The organism is Alcaligenes sp. SJTW-7 (assembly GCF_047716895.1).
GTDB lineage: Bacteria > Pseudomonadota > Gammaproteobacteria > Burkholderiales > Burkholderiaceae_B > Alcaligenes > Alcaligenes ammonioxydans.
In genome coordinates, this window is record NZ_CP136682.1 from 2,932,436 (window position 1) to 2,948,739 (window position 16,304).

At 57.7% G+C, this 16,304-nt stretch carries 18 protein-coding genes; 9 read left to right on the forward strand and 9 right to left on the reverse strand.

Features of this window, described 5'->3' with window-relative positions:
- Positions 1-23: 23 nt before the first annotated feature.
- Together RSQ48_RS13285 and RSQ48_RS13290 are read right to left on the reverse strand one after the other, a co-directional pair.
- Positions 24-359 (reverse strand): AzlD domain-containing protein, encoded by a 336-nt coding sequence (locus RSQ48_RS13285; protein ID WP_003803109.1) that lies wholly within the window; start codon positions 357-359, stop codon positions 24-26.
- Positions 359-1,045 carry an AzlC family ABC transporter permease gene (locus RSQ48_RS13290; protein ID WP_003803107.1) on the reverse strand — a complete coding sequence of 229 codons (687 nt, stop codon included), beginning with the start codon at positions 1,043-1,045 and terminating at the stop codon, positions 359-361. The genes RSQ48_RS13285 and RSQ48_RS13290 overlap by 1 nt, the downstream gene beginning before the upstream one ends.
- Before the next feature lie 286 nt (positions 1,046-1,331).
- Here RSQ48_RS13290 and RSQ48_RS13295 point away from each other — a divergent pair, with 286 nt between their 5' ends.
- Both RSQ48_RS13295 and RSQ48_RS13300 read left to right on the forward strand, forming a co-directional pair.
- Positions 1,332-1,544 carry a zinc-finger domain-containing protein gene (locus tag RSQ48_RS13295; protein ID WP_003803104.1) on the forward strand — a complete coding sequence of 71 codons (213 nt, stop codon included), beginning with the start codon at positions 1,332-1,334 and terminating at the stop codon, positions 1,542-1,544.
- 51 nt (positions 1,545-1,595) lie between these two features.
- On the forward strand, positions 1,596-2,741 hold the full coding sequence (locus RSQ48_RS13300; RefSeq protein WP_131071848.1) for a YheT family hydrolase: 1,146 nt from the start codon (positions 1,596-1,598) through the stop codon (positions 2,739-2,741).
- A 34-nt stretch (positions 2,742-2,775) separates the two neighbouring features.
- Here the strand turns inward: RSQ48_RS13300 and RSQ48_RS13305 are convergent, their stop codons facing one another.
- From RSQ48_RS13305 to RSQ48_RS13320, 4 genes are all read right to left on the reverse strand, one after another.
- Positions 2,776-4,269, reverse strand: coding sequence for a M48 family metalloprotease (locus RSQ48_RS13305; protein WP_003803101.1), 1,494 nt, complete (start codon positions 4,267-4,269; stop codon positions 2,776-2,778).
- Between the two features lie 17 nt (positions 4,270-4,286).
- Positions 4,287-5,141, reverse strand: coding sequence for a cytochrome c oxidase assembly protein (locus tag RSQ48_RS13310; RefSeq protein WP_415301880.1), 855 nt, complete (start codon positions 5,139-5,141; stop codon positions 4,287-4,289).
- Positions 5,142-5,171: 30 nt separating this feature from the next.
- Positions 5,172-5,507, reverse strand: a complete 336-nt coding sequence (locus RSQ48_RS13315) for a hypothetical protein (RefSeq protein ID WP_003803097.1) — start codon at positions 5,505-5,507, stop codon at positions 5,172-5,174.
- A gap of 341 nt (positions 5,508-5,848) precedes the next feature.
- On the reverse strand, positions 5,849-6,334 hold the full coding sequence (locus RSQ48_RS13320) for a hypothetical protein (RefSeq protein WP_003803095.1): 486 nt from the start codon (positions 6,332-6,334) through the stop codon (positions 5,849-5,851).
- 89 nt (positions 6,335-6,423) lie between these two features.
- On the opposite strand from RSQ48_RS13320, the gene RSQ48_RS13325 reads away from it, so the two are divergent.
- The 6 genes from RSQ48_RS13325 (at position 6,424) to ruvA (ending at position 11,738) form a co-directional block, all read left to right on the forward strand.
- On the forward strand, positions 6,424-7,584 hold the full coding sequence (locus RSQ48_RS13325) for an FAD-dependent monooxygenase (protein WP_003803094.1): 1,161 nt from the start codon (positions 6,424-6,426) through the stop codon (positions 7,582-7,584).
- Between the two features lie 97 nt (positions 7,585-7,681).
- Positions 7,682-8,677: a tRNA dihydrouridine synthase DusB gene (gene dusB / locus RSQ48_RS13330; RefSeq protein ID WP_240209409.1), complete on the forward strand. Its 996-nt coding sequence runs from the start codon at positions 7,682-7,684 to the stop codon at positions 8,675-8,677.
- A 55-nt stretch (positions 8,678-8,732) separates the two neighbouring features.
- Entirely contained in the window at positions 8,733-8,972 is a 240-nt protein-coding gene (locus tag RSQ48_RS13335; protein WP_003803089.1) for a helix-turn-helix domain-containing protein, read from the forward strand.
- Between the two features lie 26 nt (positions 8,973-8,998).
- Positions 8,999-10,591 (forward strand): bifunctional phosphoribosylaminoimidazolecarboxamide formyltransferase/IMP cyclohydrolase, encoded by a 1,593-nt coding sequence (gene purH / locus RSQ48_RS13340; protein ID WP_240209410.1) that lies wholly within the window; start codon positions 8,999-9,001, stop codon positions 10,589-10,591.
- A 1-nt stretch (position 10,592) separates the two neighbouring features.
- On the forward strand, positions 10,593-11,138 hold the full coding sequence (gene ruvC, locus RSQ48_RS13345; RefSeq protein ID WP_003803085.1) for a crossover junction endodeoxyribonuclease RuvC: 546 nt from the start codon (positions 10,593-10,595) through the stop codon (positions 11,136-11,138).
- Positions 11,139-11,156: 18 nt separating this feature from the next.
- Positions 11,157-11,738 (forward strand): Holliday junction branch migration protein RuvA, encoded by a 582-nt coding sequence (ruvA, locus tag RSQ48_RS13350; RefSeq protein WP_003803083.1) that lies wholly within the window; start codon positions 11,157-11,159, stop codon positions 11,736-11,738.
- A gap of 280 nt (positions 11,739-12,018) precedes the next feature.
- On the opposite strand, the gene RSQ48_RS13355 is transcribed toward ruvA, so the two are convergent.
- Complete coding sequence (locus tag RSQ48_RS13355) at positions 12,019-12,978, reverse strand: threo-3-hydroxy-L-aspartate ammonia-lyase (RefSeq protein WP_240209411.1); 960 nt, start codon at positions 12,976-12,978, stop codon at positions 12,019-12,021.
- A gap of 201 nt (positions 12,979-13,179) precedes the next feature.
- Here RSQ48_RS13355 and ruvB point away from each other — a divergent pair, with 201 nt between their 5' ends.
- A complete protein-coding gene (ruvB, locus tag RSQ48_RS13360; RefSeq protein WP_003803078.1) occupies positions 13,180-14,250 on the forward strand; it encodes a Holliday junction branch migration DNA helicase RuvB in 1,071 nt (356 codons plus the stop codon).
- A gap of 4 nt (positions 14,251-14,254) precedes the next feature.
- Here ruvB and RSQ48_RS13365 read toward each other — a convergent pair whose 3' ends face one another.
- Entirely contained in the window at positions 14,255-15,007 is a 753-nt protein-coding gene (locus RSQ48_RS13365; RefSeq protein WP_240209412.1) for a hypothetical protein, read from the reverse strand.
- A 135-nt stretch (positions 15,008-15,142) separates the two neighbouring features.
- Positions 15,143-16,201 carry a dihydroorotase gene (gene pyrC / locus RSQ48_RS13370; protein ID WP_240209413.1) on the reverse strand — a complete coding sequence of 353 codons (1,059 nt, stop codon included), beginning with the start codon at positions 16,199-16,201 and terminating at the stop codon, positions 15,143-15,145.
- Positions 16,202-16,304 lie beyond the last annotated feature (103 nt).

Here is a 16,304-nt window from a genome sequence, read left to right on the forward strand (position 1 = left end):
AGGTAAGTACTCGCGTCAGGATTTTAGGGCATCAAGGCACGTATCAGCCAGAACGCCACCATCCCGGCCACGATTACCCAAACAGCGTTACGGGTACGGATAAATACCAGCACAGCTACCAGGCTGGCCAGAGCTTTAATATCCAATCGGGGGGTGTCGCCGTAAGCCCAAGGCAAAAGTTCCGGGATGATGATTGCTGCCAGAGCAGCCACCGGAGCAAAGCGCAAGGCGCGCCGCATACGTTCGGTCAGGGGCAGCAGATCACCAAACATAAAATAGCCTGAGCGGGTGAGCAAGCTGCACAACACCAACAGGGCGATTGCACCCAAAACGTACCAATCATACTGCCAATCGCTCATCACCGTGCATCCCTATGCCGTTGCAGTTGTTCTGCCGCCACGCCCGCCAGCACGCCACCCAGCACCGCAGCGACCAGTCCTAAACGCAAGGGCAGCACCTGTCCGACCCACGCAATCACGCTGGCGGTTATCAGACAGGCCCACATGGCGCGGTTGTTGACCAGCGGAATCAACAGCGCCAGCAAAGCCAGAATGGCCGCAAACTCCAGCGACCAGGAAGGCGGCACATAGGCACTGAGCACAATGCCAGACAAGGAGGCAATCTGCCAACTTAGCCAGCCAGGCAAAATAATGCCCAGGTAATACCAGAGATGCTCACGCGAGCCGCGCTCTTTGGCATCTCCATACTTGGACATGAACAACACAAACACCATATCGCTGGTGATATAGCCCAGGCCCAGGCGTTTTTTCCAGCTCAGATGACGAAAAAAGGGCTGCAGGGCCGCGCCAAAAATAATGAAGCGAATATTGACGATGAAACCGGCGGTAAAAATCAGCCACAAGGGCGCGTGAGACTCAATCAGGGGCAAGGCAGTGAGCTGGGCCGAGCCGGCATACACAAACAGCGTCATCAAGGTGGCTTCAACACCACTTAACCCCGACTTGACCATGGCCACGCCCGTTACAAACCCCCACACCACCGTGGCAATCAGGGCAGGAATAAAGTCGATAAAACCGGCGCGCATATGCACACGATCCTGTGCACGGGGCAACAAGGCCGATAATCTTGTGATGGCTGACACGCCGTCTCCTGAGATGTGCTGCCCGCAAGCGCTGAACAGCGGTGACAGCTTTACTTATGATTGGCCTTATTCTAGAAGCAAAACTCGGGCACGAACATCTTGCGCAGTCGATAAGGTCAAGAAAAAACAGGCCGTGTCTTGCTACAATCGCAACTCTAGGCACGTAATGTTCGGCACCGCCGCTACGTGTACGGTATGTTTACCCTTGTCATTGTTTATCAGGAACCCTATGAGCGCCGCTATCGAACCTAAAAAAGCAGATCACGAACTGATTATGGTCGGAGCCGACGATCTGCCCGTGCACTGCCCCCGTCCTGGCAGCCCACTGTGGAACATGCACCCTCGCGTGTATATCGATATCAGCAAAACCGGTGAGGCCGCCTGCCCTTACTGTGGTGCCCGCTACCGCCTGAAAGAAGGCGAGAAAGTTCACGGTCATTAATTTCTGAAACTGGCTTCGTTGGACCCTACTGCTTCCCCCTCTGGCAATGCGATGGAACCGGGCTTGGCGCCCGGAGTAGACGCGCAACCCTGGCGTCACGCCGATCCGGTCGCCCGCCTGGATTCCAGCGCCTGTCCCCTGCCGGCCTGGCTGCCTGGCGGACACCTGCAAACCATCCATGGGGCTTTTTTCGCCCGCCATCACCACATCGCCTTTGTTCGTCAAAGAATCGACACACCGGATGGTGACTTCCTGGATCTGGACTGGACCGGGCCCGGTCTGTTTGCCGACAAATTGGCTAGCGGCGCCACAGCTCAACCTGACGCCCACTTGTCGCGCACTGCCGCCCGACGCTGGATGCAAGACCAGGACTGGAACAGCTTGCCGGCGACGGCCGACACGCATGCCCTGGTCCTGTTTCACGGACTGGAAGGCAGCAGTCGCAGCCATTACATTCAGGCGATTGCGCAATATTTCCGCGCTCGCGGCTGGATTGTCGTGGTGGCCCATTTCCGGGGTTGCTCCGGCTTTCCCAATCGCATGGCACGCGCCTACTATTCGGGTGACTCAGAAGAGGTCAGCTTTATTCTGAATACGGTGCGCACGCATCTACCCCATGTGCGCTGGCATGCGGCCGGCACCTCACTGGGTGGCAATGCCATGCTCAAATACCTGGGCGAAGCGGGCGACGAGGTTTCCTGGCTGCAGGCCTGTGCGTCCATTTCGGTTCCGCTGGATCTGGTCGCCTGCGGTCGCTATCTGTCCGAGTCCCGCATGGGGCGCTGGTTCTACTCGCCCTATTTCCTCAAAAGCATGCGCAGCAAACTGCAGGACAAAGCCCATCGATTCCCCGGCATGGTCGATACCGCACGTCTGAATCAAGCGCGTACCTTGCGGGACTTTGACGATATTTATACGGCGCCGATGCATGGTTTCAGCCACGCCCTGGATTATTGGACACGCGCCTCCAGCAAACCCTTGCTGCGCCACATCAAAGTGCCCACACTGGTCCTGAATGCCCTGAACGACCCATTCGTGCCACAAGTCAGCCTGCCCACCATTCAGGATTGCTCGGACGCCATCTTGCTGCACCAGCCCGCACAAGGCGGGCATGTGGGTTTCATCACAGGGAGTATTCCCGGCAATATGGGGTGGTTGCCCGCACGCCTGGCCCGCTTCTTTGAAACCAATAGCTGATACCGACTGAGCTCACCGGCAAGCGGCGCATTGCTCAAGAGCGGAACCGCTCCAGCAAGACGCGCTCGCTTTCCACCCGTTCGCGTAATTGACGAATCTGGGTATCCAGCTCGGACTGCTGATAAAAATCCTGCGTCAAATTACGCGCCTGCTGCAGTTGTTCCACCGCGGTAGGCAAGGCCCCGACCAGTTGATAATACTCAGCCATGGCGCGCCGGGCTTTTACGCCATCCCCGAGGCGATCGTAAGTCTGGGCCAGCAACTGGTGCAGTTGCGGCTCATCGGGCCATTGCTTGATGCGCTCCAGCAAAAATGCCTGGGCCTGATCATTTTGACCCAACTGCTGCAGAACCTGTACATAGGCCAACGCCACTCCTTGGCTCTTGGGCCAACGCTGCCATGCCTGCTTGGCCAGATTCAGCGCGCCTTGTATGTCCCGATCGGCAATCGCAATGCGAATATCCAGGGTATCCAACTCGGGAGCCTGATACTTGCCCTGCGCTCGGGCCTGTGCCAAATGCGCACGCGCCTGCTCATAATCCTGACGTCCTTGCGCAATATAGGCCAGACCGTACTGGGCTGCCGAACGCTCCACCTCGCTTTGTGACTGATTCGTACTTTGCAGCGCCTGCTCCAATGCTCTCAGGGACTGCCCTCCTCCAGCCTGCAGCACCATCAGCTTGGCCCGGATATACCAGAATGAGGGCGTGTCCTGATACTGTTTGGCCGGCAAGCCCCGCACGCGGTTGCTGATATCCGACTCGCGTTGCTGAGACATGGGGTGCGTACTGGCGTATTCATTGGCAGTGGCCCGCTCGTTCAGGCGCGAGGCGGCAGCCAGGCGCTGAAACATCTGCACCATGCCTTGGGGCTCGTAGCCGGCCTTGAGCAGCATTTCAAAACCCAGCCGGTCGGCCTCCTGCTCAGCCTGACGCGAAAAACCCAGCTGACGATCCACCGCCGCCGCCTGACCAAACGCGGCTGCCCCCATCGCCAGATCGCCACTACCGGCCAAGGCGCCCAGCAAGGCGCCGGCCAGAGCGGCAATCAGCAAATGGTTGCTCTGTGCGCTTTGCGTAATGCCACGCGCCACGTGTCGCTGCGCTACGTGGGCGATTTCGTGAGCCAGCACCGAGGCCAGCTCGGACTCGGACTTCGACGCCGTAAACAACCCGCTATGAATGCCAATGTATCCCCCCGGCAATGCGAAAGCATTAATACTGCTATCGCGCAGGGCAAACACCGTGACGGGTTGTGCCATGGCGGGGCCATACTGGGCCAGCTTGCGACCCATGTCAGTCAGATACTGGTTGATGTCCGGGTCCGACACGTATTCAGGCGAACGCCTGCCCTGCTCCATGATGGCATTGCCCAAGGTACGCTCCAAAGCCGGCGACAGCTCGGCCCCCGAAGCCGCTCCCATGGAGGGAATCCCCACAGGCTGAGCCTGTACCGGCAGCACCGGACCGAAAGCCAGCGACAGGGCCAGACACAAAGACAAGGTGGAACGAGCAGGTCTAAACGACATGGATACTCCCGACAAAATCAATTGGCCCTGACCATCATAGCGCTGCCCCGCTTGCGCGATTCTGGCAAACGGTGACGCGTCGACAAACGCATCAACGTGCCTAAGGCATACAACAGGCCAAATACTTCCACCAAACCAGCCAGCACCCACATAATCAGGCCACCCATAACCTGATCCGCCAGGGCGTCCATACCTGGAATGGCACGACCACAGAGATCAAAAATCGGATAAAGGTCGTATTCGGTGAACGTGATGACGGCGCCCACAATCATTTGCGGCACCATCGTAATGACCGGCGAAAGTATACGCCCGCCCACCGACAAGCGGGCTGGAGGCGAAGGGCGACGATCCAGAATGAGGTTCCAGTACAGGATCCCGCTGATAACCACAGACCAGTTCATCAGACGGTACAGACGCCAGTCCAACATGGAGTAAAACTGCACCGTGGGCAGCATCCAGATCAGAACCAGAAAAACGAACAGGAAGGCAACCAGAATCGGGTTGGTCAAGATAGCCTGAACGCCTCGCCCAACAGGACGGCGCAGCCATTGCGCCAAGGCTCGACGCCCGCTCAGGGGCAGACCGGCACGCAAGGTTTGGCCGGGATAAGCCCCCATCAGGAACAAGGGACCCAGATGATGAAGAATCAAATGTTGGGCCCGATGGATGAAGAACATGCGCTCAGCGTAATAATCCAGGCGCGTGTGCAAAGAAAGGTAGAGAAGAATCAGGCCAATCCAAAAGAAGGACTGGCGCAAAAGATTGGGGCGGTGCACTTGCCGCCCCCGGACGTACAGAATAATGACCAGCAGAAAGGTCAATAGCAGAACAGGAGAGAACTCCCAGGGTGTCAGCCAGTCGAGCAAGGACATAGCAGCGCCATCCGCAAATCCAGTTGCGGTTTAGTTTATAGCAATACGCTCGCGCCCTGCCCACTTCACATTCAACACACCGGGATAATCCCGAATCAGCCGTGCGCGCTGCATCAGCTCGGCACGCAACTCGGGTGGGCAGGTCAACGTCACGCAGGCCGTATCATGCGTGTCGGAATGGTCAACCTGCACATTGGCCACACGGATACCCGCCGTATTCAGGTCTGAATAGATACGACGCCGAATCTGAGCCAGATCGCCACGTGGGCAGACAACCGTCAGGCGAGAGACGGACAAAGGAGCACGGGCACGCAGGGCAGAAGCCTGGATGCCGGCACGGCGCAAAAAGAGATCAAAAATACGCATACATTCCCCCTATTGCACATGAGCGTTGCAACACATCAGGATTCGAAAAAGCCAAGGGCTTTCCAGAGAATGAAATGGCGGGGAATTGAGGGCAGCAGAACAGCTGCCTGAGATACCACGCCCTGAAATTACCAGGACGCGGCAAGCTGTGAAGGAATCAGCGGGCCTGAACGCGCCTGGACATGGTTAGGTCGAACATAGATCGACTAGCACTGTCGCCGGGGTCGGGATTCACCACACAGCTCCTATAAAACGAAAGAACTTGCATTGTAACGTGCCCCTGCTTCCTTCACAAGGGAAGACCTGTGAAAAACCTTTACTTTACAAGGCACTTGATGTGTTTAATACACAGACAGATCCAGCCAGCCCAGGTGGCGGTACACCGCCATGATGATGTGTACCAGCCAGTACAGGCTAATGTTCACAAACGCGACGCTTGCGATAACGGCGGTCAAGACAGAAGGCCAGCCATGTTGATTATGCCGCTCGCTTTGCGGGTTGTAGAGAGCATCAAATTTTTTCGGATTGCGCAGGGCCAAGACCACCGCTTCGATTATCCCGGCGCTGACCGGCAAAATCAGCATGTTCGGGAACACATCGTCCAGCCCCTGCTTCCATGCCACCGTGCCCCCTATGGCCAATGCCGTCACCATCAAAGGGATATACCAGTAGCGACGACCCAGATACCAGCCATGCGCGCCGATCGCCCCCAACAGCAAGGACAGGCAGGCGGCGGTAAGCTGATGACGAAATGGTTTGGTCTGTTCCAATGACAAAGTCGGGTGGGGCATGCGGGGCATCCAGTCCGGGCTTGTGTTGTCAGCCATTGCTCACAGCTGTCACGGGCCTGACGGCAAATTGACAGCCACCTTCCCGTACAATACCCGAATTACTTCCTTGCCGTCATGAGGTTCCCATGAATGCCACTGACTACGACATCGCCATTTGTGGCGCCGGTCCCGTAGGCGCAGCTTTGGCGCTAATGCTGGCTGCCCAGCACCCAAATCCGTCACGTATCGCCGTTCTGGGGAAAAACTTCGACCTGGCCAGCACCGAACATGCACAGGGCGACCCGCGCACCCTGGCTCTCAATCACGGCAGCCGCCGCCTGATTGTGAACCAGCTCCAGGCCTGGCCGGAGCGCGCGGCCCTGATGCGCACCGTGCATGTTTCCCAGAAAGGACGACTGGGCCGCTGCCTGATTCAGGCTGACGAGCTGGGGGTGCCTGATCTGGGCGCCGTCGTCCATTACGACGATTTGCTCTGGGCCTTGCACGCTCGACTGCGAGACAGCGGCGTGACCCTGTTGCCCGCGCAGCAGGCGCAGACCCACAGCGCCCCCGGACAGATTCTGGTCGATCACGATAGCGGGCAGGCCACTGCCTTACTGGCCGTGCAATGCGATGGCGTCCGCCCCAAAGGGGTGCGCCGCGACTATGGTCAGCACGCCTTGCTGACCACCGTGCGCGCCAGTCAGCCTCAAAGCGGCTGGGCTTATGAACGCTTTACGGAAAATGGTCCCTTTGCAGCCCTGCCCCATCCTGATGCGCCGGATCTGTACGCAATCGTCTGGTGCAACAGCCCTGAGCGCAGCCAGTCCCTGGCCGAACTACCTGTTGAGCAGTTCCAGACCGCCATGCTGCACGCCTTTGGCGAGCGTTTGGGACAGCTGGAGCTGGTATCGAAACGCCACATTTTCCCCCTCGCCTTTCATGCCGGCCCCAGCCGCCTGTCCGAACGTCTGCTGGCCGTAGGCAATGCGGCCCAGACCCTTCATCCGGTGGCCGGCCAAGGCCTGAACCTGGGCTTGCGCGATGTCGCGCAATTGTCACAGTGCCTGGCGGCCTGGCAAGCAGATTGTCGGCAAAACCCAGACCCATTTCTGGCTCGTTACGCGCGCCTGCGTCGCCCTGATCGCTGGCTGACGGCGGCCATCACGGACACGCTGCCACGCTTGTTTGCGACCAGAAACCCATTGATCCAGCATGCCTGTGGTCTGGGGCTATTGGCCATGGACACCCTGCCTTTTGCCCGTCAGCCATTTGCCCGGCAACTTCTGCAAGGGATGCGCGCGTAAGCACACTGGCTGCCAAGGCCCCGAATCGGGGCTAACCCTTTTTTCTTCTTGCAAGTCCTTGCGCACGAACCGGTGTCGCAGGGTTAAAATCTTTCCCATGCGTATCGGCCCCTGGACCCTTCCCAACCCTATTTTCATTGCACCCATGGCGGGAGTCACAGATAGACCTTATCGTCGTCTGTGCAAGACCTTGGGCGCAGGCTATGCCGTCTCGGAAATGGCTGCCAGCAACAAGCGTTTGTGGGACAGCGTGAAAACATCACGGCGCCTCAATCACGAGGGCGAGGCCGATCCGGTGGCAGTACAGATTGCCGGTTCCGACCCCGAGATGATGGCCGAGGCAGCGGTGTTCAATATCCGCAAAGGCGCCCGCATCATTGATATCAATATGGGGTGTCCGGCCAAAAAAGTGTGCAATGTCGCCTCCGGTTCCGCCCTGCTGCGCGATGAGCCGCGCATCATCCAGATCCTTGAGCATGTTGTCAAGGCATGTACTCCCTACCAGGTTCCGGTTACACTCAAGACCCGCACCGGCTGGGATGCGCAATCGCGCAATGCTGTTCGTATTGCCCGCTTGGCCGAGGATATCGGCATCGCTGCTTTGACCTTGCATGGCCGCACCCGCTGCGACTTCTACCAGGGCCATGCCGAATACGACACCATACGCGAAGTCAAAAACAGTCTCTCTATTCCGGTCATCGCCAATGGGGATATCGATAGTCCCGAAAAGGCAAAATTCGTACTAGAGTACACCGGAGCGGATGCCGTCATGATAGGCCGAGCCGCGCAAGGACGCCCCTGGATTTTCCGGGAAATCCTGCATTATCTCGAGCATGGCGAACATCGCGCTGCCCCCACCTTTGGCGAGCTGCGCGATTGCATGATCGAACACCTGCAAGACCATTACGCTTTCTACGGGCAGCACACTGGAGTACGTACTGCCCGCAAGCACATAGGCTGGTATCTGTCGGACATGCCTGACGCCCGACACTGGCTGGATCAGATTAATCGTATCGAAAACTGTGCAGATCAATTAGAAGCCATTATTCAATGGTTTCAAGAATGCGACCTGGACCAGCCCTACCTGCAATAAAAGTCAGCCATGTGGCTCTTTTGTATTTAAGTACTTCGTATACCTTCAGAAAAAAATGTCAACGACCAACCCACTAGAACAGTCCGTACGTGAACGCCTCGAGCGCTATTTCGCCGATCTGGGCGAATCCGAGCCACGCGATCTGTTGTCGATGGTCATCTCGTGCGTGGAACGGCCTGTGCTGCAAGTTGCCCTGGAAAAATCCGCAGGCAATCAGTCCAAGGCCGCGGAAATGCTGGGCATCACGCGCAGTACCTTGCGCAAGAAGCTCAGTGCCCACAACCTGCAACCCTGATTCCTAACTCTCACGTCTCACCTTCCATGAAAATCCAGACAGCTCTTCTTTCTGTCTCCGACAAAACCGGTATTGTCGAGTTCGCCCAAGCACTTGCCCAACGTGGCGTGCGTCTCCTTTCCACAGGCGGCACGGCCAAGTTGCTGGCCCAGGCTGGCTTGACCGTCACCGAAGTGGCCCAGCACACTGGTTCGCCAGAAATTCTGGATGGCCGTGTCAAAACACTGCACCCAAAAATTCACGGTGGTCTGCTGGCTCGTCGCGACAGCGCCGAACACTTGAAGACGCTGGAAGAACACGACATTGACCGTATCGATCTGCTGGTCGTCAATCTTTACCCGTTCCGTGAAACCATCGCCAAGCCCGGCTGCACCTTCGCCGACGCGGTGGAAAACATTGATATTGGCGGCCCTGCCATGCTGCGTGCAGCAGCCAAAAATCACGGCACCCCCGAAGGCGGCGCCTGTGTCGTGATTGACCCTGTTGATTACGAACGCGTGCTGGCGGATATGGACGGCCCTGCCGGTCACCCTTCTTACGGCCTGCGTCTGGAACTGGCGGCCAAAGTGTATGCTCACACGGCCGCTTACGACGGCGCGATTGCCGCTTACCTGAGCAGCCTGGCTCAAGCCGAGCCCGCCCAGGACAGCGCCCCCGAAGTGAACACATGGCCCAATGTGCTGACTATTCAGCTCAAACAGGAACAGACCCTGCGTTACGGCGAAAACCCGCACCAAAGCGCTGCCTTTTACACAGACGGCACCATTGGCGACGGTCTGCTGGGCCGCTACAAGCAATTGCAGGGTAAAGAGCTGTCTTACAACAATATTGCAGACGCCGATGCAGCTTGGGAGTGTGTGCGCAGCTTTGATGCCGGCGCTTGCGTCATCGTCAAGCACGCCAACCCTTGCGGCGTGGCGCTGGGCGAAACTGCCCAAGAGTCTTACCGCAAAGCCTTCCAAACCGACCCAACTTCGGCCTTTGGCGGCATTATTGCCTTTAACCGCGAAGTGGACGAAGCCGCTGCCCAAGCGATCAGCAGCCAGTTTGTAGAAGTGCTGCTGGCACCTTCCTACACACAAGGCGCCTTGAACGTATTTGCTGCCAAAAAGAACGTACGCGTACTCAGCATTCAGCCTGGTCAGGCGCACAACGCCTTTGACGTGAAGCGTGTCGGCGGCGGCTGGTTGGTGCAAACACCTGACACGTTCCGCGACAACACCGAAGGCTTCAAGGTTGTGACGCAAGTTCAACCTACGGCTCAGCAAATGCAAGACATGCTGTTTGCCTGGAACGTGGCCAAGTACGTGAAATCGAACGCTATCGTGTTCTGCGGTCAGGGCATGACGCTGGGCGTGGGCGCAGGCCAGATGAGCCGTGTGGACTCCGCCCGCATCGCGTCCATCAAGGCTGAAAACGCTGGCTTGACCCTGCAGGGTTCAGCCGTCGCATCCGACGCCTTCTTCCCCTTCCGCGATGGTCTGGATGTGGTTGCCGAAGCGGGCGCCACCTGCGTGATTCAACCCGGCGGCAGCGTGCGTGATGACGAAGTCATCGCCGCCGCCAACGAGCGTGGTATTGCCATGGTCCTGACCGGCACACGCCACTTCCGTCACTAATATGCGAATCCTGGGCATAGACCCTGGCTTGCGTCGCACTGGTTTCGGAGTGATCGACGCCCAGGGGCCCAGCTTGCGCTATGTGGCCAGCGGGACCATTGTGGTCCCGCCTGATCTGCCTCTGGCAGAGCGGCTAAAGCTGATTCTGACTCACATCACGGAAGTGATTGAGCAAAGCAAGCCCGATACCTCTGCGATCGAAAAAGTCTTTGTCAACAGCAACCCGGCCTCTACCCTTTTGCTGGGGCAAGCTCGGGGTGCCGCCTTGTGTGCGCTGGCTGTAGGTGGACTGGATGTGCATGAGTACACCGCTTTGCAGATCAAGAAAACCGTCACCGGCAGCGGTCATGCTGCCAAAGAACAAATCCAGCTGATGGTACAGCGGCTCCTGCAGCTGAACGGCCTGCCTGCGCCGGACTCGGCCGATGCCCTGGCCTGCGCCATCAGCCATGCTCATCACAGCAGTGTGGTGGGCGGCCTGCAAAAAAGCGGAGCCATCACCACCGGGCCGCGCCGCCGCATTCGTGCTGGCCGGATCTTGGGTTAACTGTCCATAAGGAATGTCATGATAGGTCGCATCCGGGGTACCTTGATCGAAAAACAACCGCCCACCATCTGTGTGGATGTGGGTGGGGTTGGTTATGAAATCGATGTGCCCATGAGTACGCTCTACCAAATGCCGGAACTGGGCGCACAGGTCAATCTGTTCACCCATCTGGCCATTCGTGAAGATGCTCACGTGCTGTTTGGCTTTTCCAGCCTGAACGAGCGCAGCACGTTCAAGGCACTGATCAAAGTCACCGGCATCGGTGCCCGCACGGCCCTGTCCTTGCTCTCGGGCATGAGTGCTGAAGAGCTGGCCGATGCTATTACACGCCAGGAGACTTCCCGTCTGGTGAAGATCCCCGGTATAGGTAAAAAAACTGCCGAGCGTCTGTTACTGGAGTTGCGCGGCAAGCTGGGTGCGGACCTGGGTTCCAGCGGTACAGTCAGCGCAGTGCCCAACAGCCGGGATGACGTATTGCATGCTCTGGAAGCTTTGGGTTATTCCAGCAAGGAGGCCAGTATTGCTGTCAAAGCCTTGCCGGATGATATTGATGTGTCGGAAGGGATCAAGCAGGCACTGAAGTCGCTGTCACGCGCTTGATACCACACTGCCATGTATAAAAAAACCGGGCTGTTCATAGGAACGGCCCGGTTTCTTTGTCTATACAGGGGGCAACTTATCCATCATGACGCTTATTGATGAGATGAGGTAAGGGCTAACTGCCCTATTGGCTTACTGTGGTCTGCTCGTTTGCTCGTTTGCTCGTTTGCTCGTTTGCTCGTTTGCTCGTTTGCTCGTTTGCTCGTTTGCAACTCCAGTTTGACCCGCTTTTTGAAACATGGGCAAGATCAATGCCTGCGTCTGCAACCCATTTAACGCATCAAGCAAGCAGACGCCCCAGGGCGGACACATCCACATTACCGCCACTGATCAGTACGCCCACCTTGCGGCCTTGCAAATCTCCCTGCCGCATTACCGCCGCGGCCCCCAAACAGCCTGTAGGCTCCACCACCATCTTCATGCGTTCCGCAAAAAAACGCATGGCCTGAACCAGCTCGGTATCAGGCACCGTCAAAATATCCGTCACCATGCTGCGAATCAACTCAAATGTCATCGGTGCCAACGCTTGGGTCAGTGCCCCATCCGCAATCGATGCAGGCGGCGCAATCTTGACGATCTCCCCACTGCGCAGGGACTGCTGGGCATCATCTCCTGCCTGCGGCTCCACCCCAAAGACTTCACAAGCCGGAGCCATGGCCTTGAGCGCCAGCAAGCAGCCCGACAGCAAGCCGCCGCCTCCTAAGGGCGCGTAGAACTGTTGCAAGTCCGGCACGTCCTGCAACAGCTCCAATGCGGCCGTCCCCTGCCCCGCGATGACATCGGGATGTGCAAAGGGGGGAATCAGGGTCAACCCCTCACGATCCACCAACTCTTGTGCAATCTGGGCACGATCCTGGGTCAGGCGGTCATACTCGATCACTTTGGCACCATAGCCGCGCGTCGCAGCCAGTTTGGCAGCCGGAGCATCCGAATTCATGATGATGGTGGCCGGTATGCCCAAAAGCTTGGCCGACAAGGCGACCGCCTGCGCATGATTGCCAGAGGAAAAAGCCACGACACCTGCTTTTTTCTGCTGCTCGTTCAACTGCGCCAGCGCATTGAAGCCACCGCGAAACTTGAAAGCACCAATACGCTGAAAGTTCTCGCACTTGAAGTAGACTTCGCCATTCAGGCGCTCGTTCAAGGTGGCAGAAGTCAAGACTGGTGTACGGTGTGCCACAGGCGCCAAGCGTTCAGCGGCGGCTACAACATCAGCAAAAACAGGTAATTCCAGGGACATGGCTAAAATCTCGTTTGAAAACTCCAGTCCACATTATGGAGGATGCCTCGCAACGTGGCCTAGCCCTGAGTGCTTAAAACCGGGTTCCGGCACAAGGTGTGAAGCATGAGAGGTCTACGGCCGCTCATCCCACGCTGGTGACGGTACTCAAGCGGCTTGCGCTTGGTGTACCATACTGTATATTCAATCAGCGTAGTCATCATGGCCATTCATTCCGATTCGCTCTCCAGCCTGCCTTCTGAACAGCGCATCATCACGCCCAAGCCCCTGTCGCCCAACGAAGAGTCCATCGAACGCGCCTTGCGACCCAAGATGCTGGAGGACTATGTCGGGCAAGCCCGGGCCCGCGAACAGCTGGAAATCTTTATCGCGGCTGCTCGCCAGCGCCAGGAAGCGCTAGACCACGTCTTGCTGTTTGGCCCTCCCGGTTTAGGTAAAACCACCCTGGCTCACATCATTGCCCATGAAATGGGGGTGAACCTGCGCCAGACTTCCGGTCCCGTGCTGGAGCGTCCAGGTGATCTGGCCGCCTTGCTGACAAATCTGGAACCCAACGACGTTCTCTTTATTGACGAGATCCATCGCTTGTCCCCCGTCGTGGAGGAAATTCTGTATCCAGCGCTGGAAGACTTTCAAATTGATATCCTGATTGGCGAAGGCCCGGCCGCCCGCAGCGTCAAACTGGATTTGCAGCCCTTTACCCTGGTCGGCGCGACCACTCGCGCCGGCATGTTGACCAATCCCTTGCGCGACCGCTTTGGCATTGTGTCTCGCCTGGAGTTCTATGACGTCAAAGACCTGACGCATATCGTGGCGCGCAGTGCGGGGCTGCTTAATGTCAGCACAACCGATGAAGGCACTTACGAAATTGCCCGCCGTTCACGCGGCACACCACGTATCGCCAACCGGCTCTTGCGCCGGGTGCGCGACTACGCCGAAGTCAAAACCGGCGGCATCATCCATACCGAGTGTGCACAAGCCGCCCTGTCCATGCTGGAAGTGGACCCGCAAGGTCTGGATTTGATGGACAGAAAACTGCTGGAAGCCATCGTGCATAAATTCGATGGTGGCCCAGTGGGCGTAGACAGTCTGGCCGCTGCCATTGGTGAAGAGCGCGACACCATCGAAGATGTGATCGAACCGTATCTGATCCAGCACGGTTTTTTGCAACGCACCCCCAGGGGCCGTATTGCTACCCTGAACACCTGGCGTCACTTGGGGCTAACGCCTCCACGCAACACACAGGGTCAGGATCTGTTCGACGCAGAATAAGTACTTAATCCCGGCGAGCCCAGGGACGAAACACCAATAGCAAGGTAATCGCAATCGACACGGCGGCAGCCAGCAACAAGGCTGTCAGCCAGTGCAGATGCGTGAAAGTCAGCGCCAGCGTGGTGCAAAACCCCGCCAGGCTACCTGTCCCCCACAACGCTGAACGCAAGGTCGCTACCAGGCTTGCCGCACCCAAGGTTTGATGAATGGTCACCGCCACCACGGTGTAGCCAATGGGGAAGGCCATAATCAGCCCTGACAAGCTCGGTCCCAGCAGGGAGCTGCTGGTGGTCACGATAGCGACCAAAAGTCCAGCCAAAGCCCCTCTGAATATCAGCAAGCCCCAGCCCGCCTTCGCTTTGCTGCTTCCTTTCATGCCGGCCAGACGGCGCGAAACGCGCAAGCTGAACGCAGTCACAACAATAAACAAAGCCAGGCCCAGCAAGGGCTGCACAGGCATAAAGGACAGGAGCAAGGCTGCCACCGCCCAACCTGCCACTGCACACAATAAGGTGCGCCAGGGCGACAGGGTGGGAGCACAAAGAATGATGAGCAGCAAGAACAGCTGAGTCGCGCTTAGCGAATACACGGCATAGGTTGCCGCCTGTTGCACATAATCGGCAGGAAACTGCTGGGACAGAAAATAAAAGCCGGGGCCCAATACCATGGGCAAGCCCGCCAGCGCACCACCAATCAAGGGCCCAAATACCCCGACTGACCACGAAACCAGAACAACAACCAAAGCAGTGGCGGCCATGCGAACAGCCAAGGCAGACCACGCTGTATCAAGAAAAGCAGTTTCCACGGAGCTATCTTGCAGTGAAAGCAGATATCAGGAGCTGCCCGACTCAGCGCTATCAAAGACACTGAAATCGGACGGCTTCTTTCACCCTTAGCTCACCACACTCCAGTCCAGAGCCTGGCCGGCAGCCAGAGGAATCAACGGCTCACCCGCCATTTCCACGGTCTCGGGAATGGTGAACTGGCTACGTTGCAACGTCATGGTTCCTTCATTGACCGGCAAACCGTAAAAAGCAGGGCCATTCAAGCTGGCAAAGGCTTCCAGGCGGTCCAGACGACCGGCCTTATCAAAAGCCGAAGCGTACAGCTCCATAGCGTGCAGAGCGGTATAACAGCCCGCACAGCCACAGCTTTGTTCTTTGCGGCTACGCGAATGCGGCGCACTGTCTGTGCCCAGGAAGAAACGATTGCTATCGCTGGTGGCGGCATCTACCAAAGCCTGACGGTGCTTCTCGCGCTTCAAGACGGGCAGACAATACCAATGCGGCTGCAGGCCACCCTGGAACAGGGCATTACGGTTATAGAGCAAGTGGTGGGCGGTGATGGTTGCGGCAACCGGGCCTTCGGCCTGGCTCACGTAAGCGGCGCCCTCTGCCGTGGTCAAGTGCTCAAACACCACTTTCAGCTCGGGGAAAGCCTTGCGCATGGGAATCATCACACGCTCGATGAACACGGCCTCGCGGTCGAACAAGTCGATGCTGGGGTCCGTGACCTCACCGTGCATCAGCAACGGCATGCCCGATTCCTGCATCTGGGCCAGCACCTTGGAACAGTTCTTCAGCAAATCTGTCACGCCTGCATCGGAGTTTGTGGTGGCGCCGGCTGGATACAGCTTCACGCCATGCACAAACCCACTTTCCTTGGCGCGAACGATTTCCTCAGGCTGAGTATTGTCCGTCAGGTACAAAGTCATCAAAGGTTCAAACTTGCCGACATACTCGGTTTTGGCCAATGCGCTCAGAATACGCTCGCGATAGGCCAGTGCCTGTGCAGTGGCTGTAACGGGCGGGGTCAGGTTGGGCATAACGATGGCCCGGTCAAATTGTGCCGCCGTATGGCCCAAGACCGATTCCAGCACAGCGCCATCACGCAGGTGCAAATGCCAATCATCAGGACGACGAATGACCAGGGTATCCACAGTAGGGCTCATATCTTTACTCAATCTCAAACAAAGAACCCGCGCTTTGACGCGTTATGCAAGCGACGGGCATCACCATTGCCTTCCAGCAGGCCGAATCCATCATTATGCTACA

What these genes read in the sequence shown, in the direction of transcription:
- RSQ48_RS13285 (WP_003803109.1), bottom strand. Translation starts at nt 359, where the DNA reads ATGAGCGATTGGCAGTATGATTGGTACGTTTTGGGTGCAATCGCCCTG.
- RSQ48_RS13290 (WP_003803107.1), bottom strand. Translation starts at nt 1,045, where the DNA reads ATGCGCGCCGGTTTTATCGACTTTATTCCTGCCCTGATTGCCACGGTG.
- RSQ48_RS13295 (WP_003803104.1), top strand. Translation starts at nt 1,332, where the DNA reads ATGAGCGCCGCTATCGAACCTAAAAAAGCAGATCACGAACTGATTATG.
- RSQ48_RS13300 (WP_131071848.1), top strand. Translation starts at nt 1,596, where the DNA reads ATGGAACCGGGCTTGGCGCCCGGAGTAGACGCGCAACCCTGGCGTCAC.
- RSQ48_RS13305 (WP_003803101.1), bottom strand. Translation starts at nt 4,269, where the DNA reads ATGTCGTTTAGACCTGCTCGTTCCACCTTGTCTTTGTGTCTGGCCCTG.
- RSQ48_RS13310 (WP_415301880.1), bottom strand. Translation starts at nt 5,141, where the DNA reads ATGTCCTTGCTCGACTGGCTGACACCCTGGGAGTTCTCTCCTGTTCTG.
- RSQ48_RS13315 (WP_003803097.1), bottom strand. Translation starts at nt 5,507, where the DNA reads ATGCGTATTTTTGATCTCTTTTTGCGCCGTGCCGGCATCCAGGCTTCT.
- RSQ48_RS13320 (WP_003803095.1), bottom strand. Translation starts at nt 6,334, where the DNA reads ATGGCTGACAACACAAGCCCGGACTGGATGCCCCGCATGCCCCACCCG.
- RSQ48_RS13325 (WP_003803094.1), top strand. Translation starts at nt 6,424, where the DNA reads ATGAATGCCACTGACTACGACATCGCCATTTGTGGCGCCGGTCCCGTA.
- dusB (WP_240209409.1), top strand. Translation starts at nt 7,682, where the DNA reads ATGCGTATCGGCCCCTGGACCCTTCCCAACCCTATTTTCATTGCACCC.
- RSQ48_RS13335 (WP_003803089.1), top strand. Translation starts at nt 8,733, where the DNA reads ATGTCAACGACCAACCCACTAGAACAGTCCGTACGTGAACGCCTCGAG.
- purH (WP_240209410.1), top strand. Translation starts at nt 8,999, where the DNA reads ATGAAAATCCAGACAGCTCTTCTTTCTGTCTCCGACAAAACCGGTATT.
- ruvC (WP_003803085.1), top strand. Translation starts at nt 10,593, where the DNA reads ATGCGAATCCTGGGCATAGACCCTGGCTTGCGTCGCACTGGTTTCGGA.
- ruvA (WP_003803083.1), top strand. Translation starts at nt 11,157, where the DNA reads ATGATAGGTCGCATCCGGGGTACCTTGATCGAAAAACAACCGCCCACC.
- RSQ48_RS13355 (WP_240209411.1), bottom strand. Translation starts at nt 12,978, where the DNA reads ATGTCCCTGGAATTACCTGTTTTTGCTGATGTTGTAGCCGCCGCTGAA.
- ruvB (WP_003803078.1), top strand. Translation starts at nt 13,180, where the DNA reads ATGGCCATTCATTCCGATTCGCTCTCCAGCCTGCCTTCTGAACAGCGC.
- RSQ48_RS13365 (WP_240209412.1), bottom strand. Translation starts at nt 15,007, where the DNA reads ATGGCCGCCACTGCTTTGGTTGTTGTTCTGGTTTCGTGGTCAGTCGGG.
- pyrC (WP_240209413.1), bottom strand. Translation starts at nt 16,201, where the DNA reads ATGAGCCCTACTGTGGATACCCTGGTCATTCGTCGTCCTGATGATTGG.